The following is a 13,787-nucleotide window of genomic DNA, read 5'->3' as shown; positions in this document are numbered from 1 at the left end:
CCAGGGGCCGCACACGGCGCCTGGACCGACAGACAGGATCCACCGTGCCGCACCCCCGCACGTCCGTCACGCGCCGTCTGGCCCTCCTCGTCCCCGCCGCGCTGCTGGCGCTGCTCGCCGTCGGCGCCACCGCCGGTGCCCCCGTCCTCACCGCGGACCGCGACACGAGCGTCTCGGCCGACGAGGTCACCGCGCCCCGCCCGCGCCTGGACCACAACGAGTTCAACACGAAGGCCTGACCGCCGCGCGCGTCTCGAGCAGGGTGCGGGCCTCCTCGGCCTCCGGGAGGCCCGCCCGCTCGAAGACCTCCAGCGCCTCGCCCGCGTGCTGCAGCCCCTCCTCGCGGCGGCCCGCCGCCAGGCAGAGCCCGGCGTGGATCAGCAGGGCGTAGCCGCGGTCCCGGCCCCGGCCCGGCACCGTGCGCAGGCGGTCCACGGCCCGGGCCGAGGCCTCCAGCGCCTCGCCGGTCCTGCCGAGGTCGCTCAGCGTCCGGGCGCGGCGGTAGTCGGCCTGCGCGCGCTGCACCGGAATCCGGGCCGCGTCGCACAGGTCCAGGCACGCCTCGTACGCGGCCAGCGCGTCGTCCAGCCGGCCGAGTTCGTGCAGGGCCTGCCCGCGCACGCACAGCGCGTGGGCGACTCCGTGGGCGTCGGCCATCTCCCGCAGCGCCTCCAGGGCCTCCTCGCACGCGGGCAGCGCCTCGGCCGCCCGGCCGCCGCGGACCCGGGCCAGGGCGGCGTTGAGGGTGATCGTCAGGGCGCCCGAGCGGTGGCCCTGCTCCCGCGCCAGGACGAGCGCCTCGTCGAAGCAGTCGGCCGCCTCGCCGAAGCGGTGCTCGAACTGGGCGATCACCCCCAGGTCGTTGTACGCCTGCTGGAGGATCGCCCGGTCGCCCGCCCGGCGGCAGGCCCGCACGGCCAGCTCGGCGCTCGCACGGGCCCGGCCGAGATCGGTGGCCTGGAGCGCCGCGTTCCCGATGAGGAAGTGGGCGCGCCCGGCCGCGCGGTCGTTGCCCTGCACGGTCGCGGCCCGGGCCAGTTCGGCGGCGGTCGCGATGACCCGCGCGTACGGGATGTCCTGCCCGAAGGAGCTGAGCGCGACCAGGAGGTCGGCGGCCATCGTCAGCTGCTGCGGGTCCGCGGTGTCCGGCCGCCGCACCGCGAGCTGGACGGCGTGCAGTGCGCAGTCGAACTCCGCGACCACCCAGGCGCGGGCCTCGGACAGGTCCGCGAGCCGCCCCTCCCCCGGTTCGGTGGCCGCCGCGACGATCGACCGGTGCACCGGGTCCCCGGGGACCATCCACTGGAAGGCCTCGGCCGCCATGCCCAACAGGTGCTGCAGGAGCCGGTGCTGCACCGGCGGGGCGGTCTCGCCGGCCGGGGCGGGCAGGTTGAGCGCGAAGTCCCGGCCCAGCTCGTGGTGGCGGTAGCGGCCCGGCTCGGGTGATTCCAGCAGTGCGGCGTCCACCAGGGCTTCGAGCAGCTCCTCGGCCTCCGGCTCGGCCAGGTCCAGGGTCGCGGCCGCCGCGGTGAGCCCGATGCCGGGCCGGGAGACGGGGGCGAGCCGGCGGAACACGCCCGCCTGAGGCCCGGTCAGCTGGCGGTATCCCAGCTCGAAGACGGCGGCGACGGCCAGGTCGTCGGCCCGCAGCTCGGTCAGCCTGCGCCGTTCGTCGGCGAGGCGGGACACCAGGTGCGCGACGGTCCAGCCGGGCCGGGCGGCGAGGCGGGCGGCGACGATGCGGACCGCCAGCGGCAGCAGGGCGCAGGCCGCGACCAGCGCGGCCGCGGCCTCCTCCTCCCGGTCCACCCGGTCGGCGCCGACGATCTGGCGCAGCAGCCCGAGCGCCTCCGCCGGGGTGAACTCGGCGAGCTGGACGTGGCGTCCCGACAGCAGCCCGCCCAGGCGGGCCCGGCTGGTGACGACGGCGGCGCAGCCCGCGGCGCCCGGGAGCAGCGGTTTGACCTGGGATATGTCCCGGGCGTCGTCGAGCAGCAGGAGCAGCCGGCGGCCGTCCAGGACGGTGCGGAAGAGCCGGGCGCGGTCCTCCGTCGACGGCGGCACCTCGCGGCGGGGCACGCCGAGGGCGCCGAGCAGGCTGGCCAGGACGGTGCCGGGGTCGACGGGGTCGCTGCCGGTGCCGCGGAGGTCGGCGTAGAGCTGGCCGTCGGGATAGGCGTCCTTGACGTGGTGCGCGACCCGCAGGGCCAGGGCGCTCTTGCCGATGCCGCCCATCCCGCTGACCGCGGCGACGGCCAGGGCGGTGCGGGCCGGGTCGCTCAGGGCGCCGGTGAGGGCGGCGAGTTCGGCGGCCCGGCCGCTGAAGTCGGCGATGTCGGCCGGGAGCTGGGCGGGCCGGACGTACCCCGCCGCGCCCTGCCCCTGCTCGGGGCCGGGCGCCGCGGCGGCGCCGGGCCCCGCCGCCCGGGGCCCGCCCGGCAGCGCGGCCCCGTCGGCTCCCGGGCTCCCGGGGACCCGCGGACCCCCGGGGGCCGACGGGACCCCCGTCCCGTGCGTCCCCGGCCCGGCGGTGTCCGGCGCCCCGGCCGGACCGCCGGCGGACGCCGCCGGGGCCTCCTCGGGTCCCGCGGGTGCGCCGCCGGAAGCCGGAACACCGCCCGGGGCCGCGTCCTGCGCTCCCGCGGCTGCCGTCGGCGCGGCGGCAGCGGGCGCCGCCGCGAGCCGGGCGGGCACCGGTGCCCCCGGCCCGGGGGCGGGGGCTGCGGGAGCGGGCAGCAGCGCGGGGTCGCCCGACAGGATGCGGGCGTGCAGGGAGCGGAGGTCCGGGCCCGGGTCCAGGCCGAGTTCGTCGGCCAGCACCTCGCGGGCCCGGCCGAAGACGGCGAGGGCGTCGCCCTGCCGCCCCGCGGCGTACAGCGCGCGCATCAGGAGCCCGTACGGGCGCTCCCGCAGCGGCTCCTCGCGGATGAGGGCGGTGAGCTCGGGGACGGCCCGCTCGTGCCGCCCGAGCAGCAGGTCCACCCCGAGGCGCTCCTCCAGCAGGTGCAGCCGCAGCTCCGTCAGACGCGAGCGCTGGCTCTCGGCGAACGGCCCCGGCACCCCGGCCAGCGGCTCGCCCCGCCACAGGGCCCCGGCCTCGGCCAGGGCTGCGGCGCAGACCTCCAGGTCCCCGGCCGCGTGGGCGCGCGCGGCCTTCGCGGCCAGTTCCTCGGCCCGTACGGCGTCGACCGTTCCCGGCGGCACTGCGAGCCGGTAGCCGTCGTTCGCGGACTCCAGGGCCTGGGCCCCGGCCTTGCCGGGCTCCGCTTCCTCCAGCAGCTTCCGCAGCCGCCAGACGTAGGTCCGCAGGATCATCACCGCGGAGCCCGGGGCGGACTCCCCCCAGACCGCGGCGGTCAGTTCGTGCAGCGGCACGACATGGCCCGCCCGGAGCCCGAGGACGGCGAGGGTCGCCTGCTGCTGCGGCGGCCCGGCGGTCAGCACCGGTCCCCCGTGGGACACCCCCACGGATCCGAGCACGAAGATATTCACGAATTCCCCCTGTGCGCACGCACAGCTCCACCCGGCGGTGGGTCCCCAGCCGCACTGGCCCGCCGATGTACGGAGCGTCATCCTAAGCGGTTCACATGGGCATGCCATCGGAGTGGGCCGCGGCGGCGCGGCGCGCCCCGGCAGGGCCCGTACGGCGGAGTGGAGGAACCGCGTCCGGGTCACACCCAGCCGAGCCGGGCCGCGCGCAGCCCGGCCTCGAACCGGCTGCGGGCGCCCAGCCGCTCGATCAGCGAAGCCATGATCCGCCGGGCGGTGCGGGCCGAGATGTGCAGCTGTCCTGCGGCGGACTCGTCGGTGTGGCCCTCGGCGAGCAGGCCCAGCAGGGACCGCTCCTGCTCGGTGGGGACGTACCCGGCCTCCGACGGATCCGCGCCCAGCGGTACGGCCGCGCCCCACTCCCGCTCGAAGAGCGCGACCAGTGGCGCGATCATGCCCGGCGCGGACAGGAACAGCGCGCCCTGGCGGCTGTCCGCCGGGTCGATGGGGACGAGGGCGTGGGTGCGGTCGACCAGCACCATCCGGGTCGGCAGCGCGGGGACCGTGCGGAAGGCCCCGCCGCCCGCCAGCAGCGCCCGGCCGTAACGCAGGGTGCCCGGATCCTCCCGGACGAGGTCCAGCCCGATGGTGCGGATGGCGACGCCGCGGCCGAGCACGAGGGCGTCGTTGCGTTCGGCGGCCTCCAGCGCGGCCGCGGACTGGGGGCCGCCCGGCATGAAGGTCAGCACCTCGGTCCGGGCCTCCAGCGCCAGGCGCTCCAGCCTCCGCTGCACGGCGTCGAGTCCGGTCAGCCGCTCGACGCCCTCGGCGGGCCGGCCGGCGGCGCCGGTCCCGGCGCCGGTCCCGGCGCCGGCGAGGATCCGGACCAGGGCCTGCTGGTGGTCCGCGGCCTGGCGGTGCCGGCGCAGCAGTTCCTCGTGCTGCTGGTCCAGGAGCCGCTGCATCCCGAGGACCGGGTCCACGACGGTGAAGCCGCCGGGCGTCTCGAAGGACGACTGGACCAGGCGCAGCGCGAACAGCCGGTCGAGGCACTCGCGGATCCGGTCGGGCTCCACCCCGAGCCGGGCGGCGAGTTCGGCCAGGCCCAGTTCGGGCCGGGCCAGCATCTCCTCGTACACCGTCTGGTCGAGCTCCTCCAGGCCGAGCGTCACGGACATCGTCTCCCCCTCTTGGCTTGCGGTCGCCCCCGTCGTTGTGCGAGCAGCCTGCCTGCCGGACATCTACGTGCCATAAACGCGCCCTCTACGCGCGTCAACGCGGCTCCGCCCGGCGCCGTGGACCGGGTCCGGGCAGGGCCGGCCGGGGACGGCTGTCCCAAAGCGTCCTGGCCGCTTCCGCCACCCCTGAACCCGTTCCCCCAGGTCAACGCCTTGGCCAGGATGGAGGCGTGCCGCTCGGCACCCCTTCCCCACTCCCGATGAGGGCACCGCCATGACTTCTTCCGTCCACACCGCCGTCCGTCCGCTCCGCACCGCGGCGGCGGCCGTCGCCGCGGCCGTCGCCTGTGCCGCGCTCGCGCTCACCGGCGGCGGGCCGTCCGGGGCGGACACGGCCGGGGCGGGCACCGTACGGGCGTCCTCGGCGGCCCTCCCGGCCGCCCCGGGCGCGGTCGCGTACGGCCTCATCTGGGACTGACGCGGGCGCATGGAGCTGACCCTCTTCTCCCTCGTCCCGCCCGGGCCCGGCGCCGGTCCCGCGGACGACGGCCGCCTGGTCCGCCTGCTCTGGGACGCGGCCCGCCCGGGGGAGCGCCTGGAGCACGTCAGCGTGCGGAGCGGTCCGCACGGCGTGGACCTCGGACTCTTCACCGTGGCCACGCCCGGAAGGACCGCCGCGGAGGCCGCCCTGGCCATCTGCCGCCGCGCGCTCGCGCCTCCTTCCCCCCTCCACGGCTGGCACCTCGCCACCCGGCACACGAGCCTCGCGCGACCCGGCGCGATCGCCACCACCACGACCTGACAGGAGCACCCGTGACGAACCCCTTCGAGGACGAAGAGGGCACCTACCTCGTTCTCGTCAACCAGGAGAACCAGCACTCCCTGTGGCCGGCCTCGATCGAGGCGCCGGCCGGCTGGACGGCCGTCCACGGCCCGGCCGGCCGCCAGGACTGCCTGGAGCACATCGAGGAGAACTGGACCGATCTGCGTCCGGCCGGCCTGGTCGCCGCACTCGGGGAGGTCTGAGCCGATGACCGTCCAGCGCACCGCCCGTCCCCGGCACTACCTGATGTGCCGCCCCTCCCACTTCACCGTCGACTACCGCATCAACCCCTGGATGGACCCGGGCAAGCCGACCGACACCGGCCTCGCCGTCCTGCAGTGGGAGCGGCTGTACGCCCTCTACCGGGAGCTCGGGCACACGGTCGACCTGATCGACCCGGTCCCGGGGCTGCCCGACATGGTCTACTCGGCCAACGGCGCCACCGTGCTGGGCGACCGCGTCCTGATGGCGCGGTTCCGCCACCCCGAGCGGGCCGCCGAAGCCCCCGCCTACCAGGCCTGGTTCGAGGCCAACGGCTACACCGAGGTGGTCGCACCGGAGCACGTCAACGAGGGCGAGGGCGACTACCTGGTCGCCGGCTCCCGGATCCTCGCGGGCACCGGCTTCCGCACCGACCCGGCCTCGCACGCCGAGGCCGAACGGGTGCTCGGCGCCCCGGTGGTGGGGCTGACCCTGGTCGACCCGCGCTTCTACCACCTGGACACCGCCCTCGCCGTCCTCGACGACGACGAGATCATGTACTTCCCCGGCGCCTTCTCCGCCGAGTCGCAGGCCGTACTGCGCGAGCTGTACCCGGACGCGCTGCTGGCCACCGAGGAGGACGCCGAGGTCTTCGGGCTGAACGCGCTCTCCGACGGGCGGAACGTCCTGCTCGCCGAGGCCGCCCGCGGGCTCGCGGACCGGCTGGCCGAACGCGGTTTCACACCGATCGGCGTCGACCTGTCCGAGCTGTTCAAGGGCGGCGGCAGCGTCAAGTGCTGCACCCTGGAGCTCCGCCACGCCGCGCAGGCACCGGCCGCGGGCGGTTCCGCATGAGCCCGCACCAGGCCACCGCGGCCGAAGCCGGCGCGGCCGAAGCCACCGCCGCCGGAGCCACCGCGGCCGGAGCCACCACCGCGGAGGCCTCCTTCGCGGGCGTCCTCGACTGGCTCACCGAGCCCGGCGCCCCGGCCACCGTCCGCGCCCCCCGGCTGGCCGACGCGGCCGCCGCCCGGGACTGGCTCGCCGAGCACCGCGCCGAACTGCGCGCCGGGCTCGACCGGTTCGGCGCCGTGTACGTGAGCGGGCTGCCGGTCCGCAGCGTCGAGGACTTCGCCGTCGTCCGCGACGAGCTGGTCCGCCGGGCCACGCCCTACCGCGAGAAGGCCACCCCCCGCAGCGACTTCGGCTCCGGCGTCTTCTCCTCCACCGACCTGCCCGCCGCGCAGGCGATCCGCCCGCACAACGAGAACAGCTACACGCTGACCTTCCCCGGCCTGCTGCTCTTCGGCTGCCTGACCGCCCCCGAGGAGGGCGGCGCGACGCCCGTCACCGACTGCCGCGAGGTGCTGCGCGCGCTCCCCGCCGCCCTGGTCGAGCGGATGCGCACCTCCGGCTGGGTCCTGACCCGCACCTACTCCGAGACCCTCTCGGTCGCCTGGCAGTCCGCCTTCGGAGCCGCGACCCGCGAGGAGGTCGAGGCGTACTGCGCCGAGAACGCCATCGCCTGCGCCTGGGACGAAGCGGGCACGCTGCGCACCAGCCAGGTCCGGCCGGGCATCGTCCGCCACCCGCAGACGGGCGAGGAGGTCTGGTTCAACCACATGGCGTTCTGGAACCGCTTCTCGCTGGACGAGGAGCTGCGCGAGGTCCTGCTGGACGAACTCGGCCCCGACGGGCTGCCCTTCGACACGGGTCTCGGCGACGGCGTCCCGCTGACGGAAGCGGACCTGGCGGCCGTCAACGCCGCCTACGAGGGGGCCACCGTACGCCGTGCCTGGCAGCCGGGGGACCTGCTGCTCGTCGACAACGTCCTGACCGCACACGGCCGCGACCCCTTCCGCGGCGACCGGCGGATCGTCGTCGCGATGGGCGACCCGGTCGCGGTGGCGGACTGCGCCCCGACCGTCGCCCCGCGCGCCGGAACCGTGGCGGCGGTGTCCCGTGGCTGAGCCGACGAACCTGGTGCAGCGGTTCCTGGAGGCCGCCCGGACCTTCCCCGACCGGGCCGCGGTGCACGCCGCGGACGGTTCCCTGGCCTTCGGGGAGCTGGCCGGGCGCACGGCCCGGCTGGCGGCGGCGCTGCGCGCGCTCGGCGTCCGCCCGGGGGACCGGGTCGGCGTGAGCCTGCCCCGCGGCACGGCCTGGGCCGCGGTCCCGCTGGCCGTGTGGCGCGCCGGTGCCGCCTATGTTCCGCTGGACCCGGCGTACCCCGGCGAGCGGCTGGCGCACATCGCGGCCGACGCCGGACTGCGTGCGGTGGTCGCCCCGGCGGGCGCCGCGGCCGCGTGGGCCGGGGGCCTGCCGGTCCTGGACCCGGACCCCGCCGCCGCCGACCCGGCGGCGCCCTCCGCGCAGGCCGGCGCGGAGCCGTCCGGCCGCGCCGGGCACCCGGCCACCGCGGCCTACCTCATCCACACCTCGGGGTCGAGCGGCGCGCCCAAGGGCGTGGAGGTCACGCACGGCGGTGTCGCCGCCCTCGTCGCCGGCCTGGAGGAGCGGGGCGTCTACCCGTCCGGCCACCGGGTCGTCGCCTGGAACGCCAGCCTGTCCTTCGACGCGTCCGTGCAGCAGCTGGTCCGCGTGTGCCGCGGCGACACCCTGGTCGTCCTGGACGACGAGGACCGCACGGACCCGGCCCGGCTGGACGCGCTGCTCGACGCGCACGGGGTGACCGACCTCGACTGCACCCCCTCGCACTGGCAGCTGACCGGACCGCGGCTGCGCCCCGGGCGTCCGCTGCGGCTGCTGCTGGGCGGCGAGCCGGTGCCGGTGCCGATGTGGCGGGCGCTGGCCGAGGACCCGGCCGTGGAGGCCTGGAACCTGTACGGGCCCACCGAGTGCACCGTCGACGCCACCGCCACCCGGATCACCGGGGCCGACCCGCGCCTGGGCGAGCCGCTGGCCGGGGTCCGCGCCCACGTCCTCGACGAGGAGCTGCGGCCGGCCGACACGGGCGAGCTGTACCTGGCCGGTCCCGGCGTGGCCGCCGGCTACGCCGGGAAGCCCGGGCTGACCGCCTCGCGGTTCGTCGCGGACCCCTTCGCCGCCGACGGGAGCCGGATGTACCGCACCGGCGACCTGGTGCGGCGGGACGGTTCCGGACTGGAGTTCCTGCGCCGCACCGACCGGCAGCTCAAGATCCGCGGCTTCCGGGTGGAGCCGGGTGAGCTGGAAGACCGGCTGCGCGGCCACGCCGCGGTGGCGGCGGCCGTCGCCGTGGCCCGGACCGGGCCGGACGGGGACGCCCTCCTCGCGGCGTACTGGGTCCCGGCCCCCGGGGCCCGGGCGACCGAAGCGGAGCTGCGCCGGCACTGCGAGGCCGCACTGCCCGCGCACTTCGTCCCGTCCGCCTTCGTCACGGTCGACGCGCTCCCGCTGACGCCGAACGGGAAGGTGGACACCGAGGCGCTGCCGCCGCTGCCGACGGCCCCCGCCGCCGGGGCGGAGTCCTCCGGGCGCGCGCCCGAGGGCCCGCTGGAGGAGCTGATCGCGGCCGTGTGGGCCGAGGTCCTCGGCCGGGACGGCATCGACGCGGAGGCGAACTTCTTCGCGCTCGGCGGCCATTCGCTGCTGGCGCTGCGCGTGGTGTCCCGGCTGAAGAGGAACGCCGGGGTCGCGCTGCGGACCAAGGACGTCTACCGCTTCCCCGTCCTCGCCGACCTGGCCCGGCACGCGCACTCGGTGCGGGCCGCGGCCGCCGGGGAGGTCTCGTGAGCGTCCTCGACACCACCGCGGTGCGCCTGAAGGAGACCGCGGAAGGGGCGCCCACCCTGGTCTGCCTCGCCTTCTGCGGCGGGGGCACCGCCACCTTCCACGACTGGATCCCGGCGCTGCCGGACGGCGCCGGCCTGGTGGCCGTCTGCTATCCGGGGCGCGAGGGGCGGTTCGCCGAGGAGTACGCCCGCACCTGGGACGAGCTCGCGGCGGACGCCGCCGCCGGGGTCGCCGCGGTGGCCGGCCAGGGCCCGTACGTCCTGTTCGGGCACAGCATGGGCGGCTGGATGGCCTTCGACGTGGCCGTACGGCTGGCCGCGGCGGGCGCGCCCGCACCGCGCGCCCTGGTCGTCTCCGCCTGCAACGCCCCGGACCGGGGGGTCACCGACCGGGACCGGTTCCTGGACCTGGGACAGCGCGACGAGGAGCTGCTCGGCTGGATGAGCACCCACGGCCTGCTGCCCGAGCACGTCCTCGAAGAGCCCGAGCTGACCGAGATGGCCGTGGAGCTGATGCGGGCCGACCTGGCCGCCCGGGACACCTTCGCCCCCGTCCCCGGCGCCCGGACCGGCGTCCCGCTCCAGGTGTTCTCCGGGGACGCGGACCCGGTCATCGACCGGGACGCGGGGCCGCGCTGGGCGGCGCTGACCGACGGCCCGTTCCGTCACGACGTCCTGCCCGGCGGCCACTTCTACACCCCGGAGGTGTGGCGGGCCCTGCCCGCCCGGATCACCTCCCTGACGAGCGGGGCCACCGCGGCGCCCGCCCCCGTCCCCTCCGTGTCCGCCGCCCCGCGAGGGACGGCGGCCCCATGACGAACGGCAGTTCCATGACCTTCTCCCCCGCCTTCGGCATCAGCCACGTCGAGTCCTACGTCGCCGACCTCGCGTCGGCGGCGGCCGAGCTGACCGGCCGCTTCGGCTTCCGCGCGGTCGCCCGCGCCGCGTCCGCCGACGCGGAGTCCCTGCTCCTGCGGCAGGGCCGGATCTCCCTCGTCCTGACCCAGGCCCGCTCGCCGCACCACCCGGGCGCCGCCTACGTCCTGGCCCACGGCGACGGCGTCGCCGACATCGCTCTGGCGGTTCCGGACGTGACCGCCGTCTTCGACGAGGCGGTCTCCCGCGGCGCGGTTCCCCTGGCCGTGCCGCGCCGGGAGACCGACGGCCGTACCCGGGCCGTGGTCGCCGGGTTCGGCGACGTCGTGCACACCCTCGTCGAGCCGGACCCGGCCGGGCTGCCCCCGGGCTTCACCCCGCTGCCGGACGCCGCCGCGCCGGACGCGGACGGCGAACTCCTGGAGGAGCTCGACCACTTCGCCGTCTGCCTGCCGGCCGGAGAGCTCGCCAGGACGGTGGAGTTCTACACCCGCGTCCTCGGCTTCCGCATGATCTTCCAGGAGCTCATCCGGGTCGGCGCGCAGGCCATGGACTCCAAGGTGGTGCAGAGCGCCTCCGGCGAGGTCACCCTGACCCTGATCGAGCCGGACACCTCCCGGGAGCCGGGCCAGATCGACCGGTTCCTCGCCGAGCACGGCGGCGCCGGCGTCCAGCACATCGCCTTCGCCTCCCGGGACGTGGTCCGGGCGGTCTCGGCGCTGCGCGACCGCGGGGTCGAGTTCCTGAGCGTCCCCGACACCTACTACACGATGCTCGCGGACCGGCTCGCCCTGACCCGGCACTCCACCGAGGAGCTCCGGCGCATCAGCGTCCTGGTCGACGAGGACCACGACGGGCAGCTCTTCCAGATCTTCACCCGCTCCACCCACCCGCGCCGCACCCTCTTCCACGAGGTGATCGAGCGGTTCGGCGCCCGCACCTTCGGCAACGGCAACATCAAGGCCCTGTACGAAGCCGTCGAGGCCGAGCGGCTGGGCGCCGGAGAGGTCCTGCGGTGACCGCCGGACACGACATCGCGCCGGCCCCGGTCCGGCCGGCGGACTTCGCCGGTCCGGCCCGCCGGGCCCTGCCTCCGGAGGTCTGGGACTTCATCGCGGGCGGCAGCGGCGAGGAGCTGACCCTGGCCGCCAACCGGGCCGCCCTGGACCGGATCCGCCTCGTCCCGCGCGTCCTGACGGGTCCCGGGGGCTGCGACACGTCGGCCGAACTCCCGGGCGGCCGGGCGGCCCTGCCCGTGGCGGTGGCGCCGATGGCCTACCAGCGGCTGCTCCACCCCGAGGGCGAGCTGGCCACGGCCCGGGCGGCCGCGTCGGCCGGGGTGCCGTTCACCGTGAGCACGCTGAGCAGCGTGCCGGTGGAGGAGGTCACGGCCCTGGGCGGGACCACGTGGTTCCAGCTGTACTGCCAGCGGGATCCGGGGCTCACCGCCGAACTGGTGCGGCGCGCCGAGGACGCGGGCTGCGCCGCGGTGATGGTCACGGTCGACGTCCCCTCGATGGGCCGGCGCCTGCGCGACCTGCGCAACGGCTTCGCACTGCCGGCGGGCGTGGCGGCCGCGCACCTCGACCCGGCCACGACCGGCCGGGCCGCCGAGCGCCGGGCCGGGACGTGCGCGGTGGCGGAGCACACCGCCGAGTCCTTCGCCCGCACGCTGGGCTGGGAGGACCTGGCCCGGCTGCGGGAGCAGACCCGGCTGCCCCTGATCGTCAAGGGGATCCTCGATCCGGGTGACGCCGCGGCCGCGGCCGCGGCCGGTGCGGACGCCGTGGTCGTCTCCAACCACGGCGGGCGCCAGCTCGACGGCGCGGTCGCCAGCGCGGACATGCTGCCCGCGGTCCGGGAGGCGGTCCCGCCGTCCTGCCGGCTGCTGCTGGACAGCGGGATCCGCAGCGGTACGGACGTGCTGAAGGCCCTGGCGCTCGGCGCGGACGGGGTGCTGCTGGGCCGCCCCGTCCTGTGGGGCCTGGCCGCGGACGGCTCGGCGGGCGTCTCCCGGGTGCTGGACCTGCTGGCGGCCGAACTGCGCTCCGCCCTGGAGCTGTCGGGCTGCGGCACCCCCGCCGACGCCCCGTGGCTGACGGTGCTGGGGGTGGACCGGTGACCCGCACGGCGGTGGCCCTGGACCGGGCCGACCTGCACCCGTCCCTCGCGGACCCCGCGCTGCTGTCCATGACCTTCCTCAACGAGATCGCGGGACGGTTCCCGGAGGCGGTCTCCTTCGCCCCCGGGCGGCCGGCGGAGGACTTCTTCGACCCGTCCGACCTGCACCGGTACCTCGACGCGTACATCGGCCACCTCACCTCGGACAAGGGCTACGACGCCGCCGGGGTGCGGCGGGAGCTCTTCCAGTACGGCCGCACCAAGGGCGTCGTGCACGAGCTGATCGCCCGTCAGCTCGAACGGGACGAGGGCATCGTCTGCGACCCCGAAGCCGTCCTCGTCACGGTGGGCGCGCAGGAGGCGCTGTGGCTCGTGCTGCACGCGCTGAAGGCCGGCCCGCGGGACGTGGTGCTGGCCCCGGACCCGACGTACGTCGGGCTGACGGGCGCGGCCCGGCTGCTCGACCTCCCGGTGCGGTCGGTGCCCGAGGGGCCCCGCGGAGTGCGTCCGGAGCAGGTGCGCGAGCGGATCCGCGAGGTCCGCGCGGCCGGGGAGCGGCCCCGCGCGCTGTACCTGGTGCCGGACTTCTCCAACCCGAGCGGCCACTCCCTGGGGACGCAGACGCGCCTGGAGCTGCTGGAGGTCGCGGAGCAGGAGGACGTGCTGCTGCTGGAGGACAACCCGTACGGGTTCTTCCGGATGACGGACGGCTCCCGGCCGCCGACGCTGAAGGCCCTCGACACCGGGCAGCGGGTCGTCTACCTGGGCTCGCTGGCCAAGACCTGCTTCCCCGGCGCCCGGGTGGGCTTCGCCGTCGCGGACCAGCGCGTCACGGGGGAAGGCGGCCCGGCGCTGCTGGCCGACGAGCTGGCCCGGTCCAAGAGCATGCTGACCGTCAACACTCCGCCGGTGGCGCAGGCGCTGGTCGGCGGCATGCTGCTGGAGCACGGCGGCAGCCTGCTGGCGGCCAACCGCCGCCAGACGGGCGTCTACCGGCGCAACCTGCGCTGCCTGCTCGAAGGGCTGCACCGGCGGTTCGCCGGGGTGCCCGGGGTCTGGTGGGTCGCCCCCGCCGGGGGCTTCTTCGTCGTGCTCGACGTGCCGTTCCCGGTGACCGATGCCCTGGTCGAGGAGGCCGCCGTCCGGCACGGGGTGCTCTTCACCCCGATGCGCCACTTCAGCGGCCACGAGCGGGCCGAGCGCCAACTGCGGCTGTCGTGCAGCTCCTTGGATCCCGAGCGGATCGAGGACGGCCTCGACCGGCTGGCGGCCCTGGTCGACGAGCAGCGGGCGGCGGCGCATGGCTGAGCCGACCGTCCCGCCCGCGCCCCTCCCGGCCCCGCCCGCACCCCTCCCCTCCCTGAC

At 76.7% G+C, this 13,787-nt stretch carries 13 protein-coding genes; 11 read left to right on the top strand and 2 right to left on the bottom strand.

Translation table 11 applies throughout. The features are described from left to right. Positions 1-44 precede the first annotated feature (44 nt). Positions 45-239: a hypothetical protein gene (locus ACZ407_RS14950; protein ID WP_468128469.1), complete on the top strand. Its 195-nt coding sequence runs from the start codon at positions 45-47 to the stop codon at positions 237-239. Here the strand turns inward: ACZ407_RS14950 and ACZ407_RS14945 are convergent. Beyond that, positions 223-3,492 (bottom strand): AfsR/SARP family transcriptional regulator, encoded by a 3,270-nt coding sequence (locus tag ACZ407_RS14945; protein WP_468128468.1) that lies wholly within the window; start codon positions 3,490-3,492, stop codon positions 223-225. The two genes, ACZ407_RS14950 and ACZ407_RS14945, sit on opposite strands and share 17 nt — an antisense overlap. A 179-nt stretch (positions 3,493-3,671) precedes the next feature. Continuing rightward, positions 3,672-4,667, bottom strand: coding sequence for a LuxR C-terminal-related transcriptional regulator (locus ACZ407_RS14940; RefSeq protein WP_468128467.1), 996 nt, complete (start codon positions 4,665-4,667; stop codon positions 3,672-3,674). A 274-nt stretch (positions 4,668-4,941) separates the two neighbouring features. On the opposite strand from ACZ407_RS14940, the gene ACZ407_RS14935 reads away from it, so the two are divergent. The 10 genes from ACZ407_RS14935 to ACZ407_RS14890 are packed head-to-tail and all read left to right on the top strand — an operon-like array spanning position 4,942 to position 13,730. Next, positions 4,942-5,145: a hypothetical protein gene (locus ACZ407_RS14935; RefSeq protein WP_468128466.1), complete on the top strand. Its 204-nt coding sequence runs from the start codon at positions 4,942-4,944 to the stop codon at positions 5,143-5,145. Between the two features lie 9 nt (positions 5,146-5,154). Then, complete coding sequence (locus tag ACZ407_RS14930; protein ID WP_468128465.1) at positions 5,155-5,469, top strand: hypothetical protein; 315 nt, start codon at positions 5,155-5,157, stop codon at positions 5,467-5,469. 11 nt (positions 5,470-5,480) lie between these two features. Then, on the top strand, positions 5,481-5,693 hold the full coding sequence (locus tag ACZ407_RS14925; RefSeq protein WP_468128464.1) for an MbtH family protein: 213 nt from the start codon (positions 5,481-5,483) through the stop codon (positions 5,691-5,693). 4 nt (positions 5,694-5,697) lie between these two features. After that, complete coding sequence (gene ddaH, locus ACZ407_RS14920) at positions 5,698-6,546, top strand: dimethylargininase (RefSeq protein ID WP_468128463.1); 849 nt, start codon at positions 5,698-5,700, stop codon at positions 6,544-6,546. Then, a complete protein-coding gene (locus ACZ407_RS14915; protein ID WP_468128462.1) occupies positions 6,543-7,661 on the top strand; it encodes a TauD/TfdA family dioxygenase in 1,119 nt (372 codons plus the stop codon). The genes ddaH and ACZ407_RS14915 overlap by 4 nt, the downstream gene beginning before the upstream one ends. Next, positions 7,654-9,426 (top strand): non-ribosomal peptide synthetase, encoded by a 1,773-nt coding sequence (locus tag ACZ407_RS14910; RefSeq protein ID WP_468128461.1) that lies wholly within the window; start codon positions 7,654-7,656, stop codon positions 9,424-9,426. The genes ACZ407_RS14915 and ACZ407_RS14910 overlap by 8 nt, the downstream gene beginning before the upstream one ends. Further along, a complete protein-coding gene (locus ACZ407_RS14905; protein ID WP_468128460.1) occupies positions 9,423-10,241 on the top strand; it encodes a thioesterase II family protein in 819 nt (272 codons plus the stop codon). The genes ACZ407_RS14910 and ACZ407_RS14905 overlap by 4 nt, the downstream gene beginning before the upstream one ends. Then, entirely contained in the window at positions 10,238-11,320 is a 1,083-nt protein-coding gene (hppD, locus tag ACZ407_RS14900) for a 4-hydroxyphenylpyruvate dioxygenase (RefSeq protein WP_468128459.1), read from the top strand. The genes ACZ407_RS14905 and hppD overlap by 4 nt, the downstream gene beginning before the upstream one ends. After that, positions 11,317-12,423 carry an alpha-hydroxy acid oxidase gene (locus ACZ407_RS14895; protein ID WP_468128458.1) on the top strand — a complete coding sequence of 369 codons (1,107 nt, stop codon included), beginning with the start codon at positions 11,317-11,319 and terminating at the stop codon, positions 12,421-12,423. The genes hppD and ACZ407_RS14895 overlap by 4 nt, the downstream gene beginning before the upstream one ends. Beyond that, on the top strand, positions 12,420-13,730 hold the full coding sequence (locus tag ACZ407_RS14890; RefSeq protein ID WP_468128457.1) for an aminotransferase-like domain-containing protein: 1,311 nt from the start codon (positions 12,420-12,422) through the stop codon (positions 13,728-13,730). Before ACZ407_RS14895 ends, ACZ407_RS14890 begins: the two co-directional genes overlap by 4 nt. Positions 13,731-13,787 lie beyond the last annotated feature (57 nt).

It is taken from the genome of Streptomyces sp. NPDC030809 (assembly GCF_055572195.1).
Note: the sequence above shows the minus strand (reverse complement) of the source record. Positions and strands in the feature narration are given on the sequence as shown.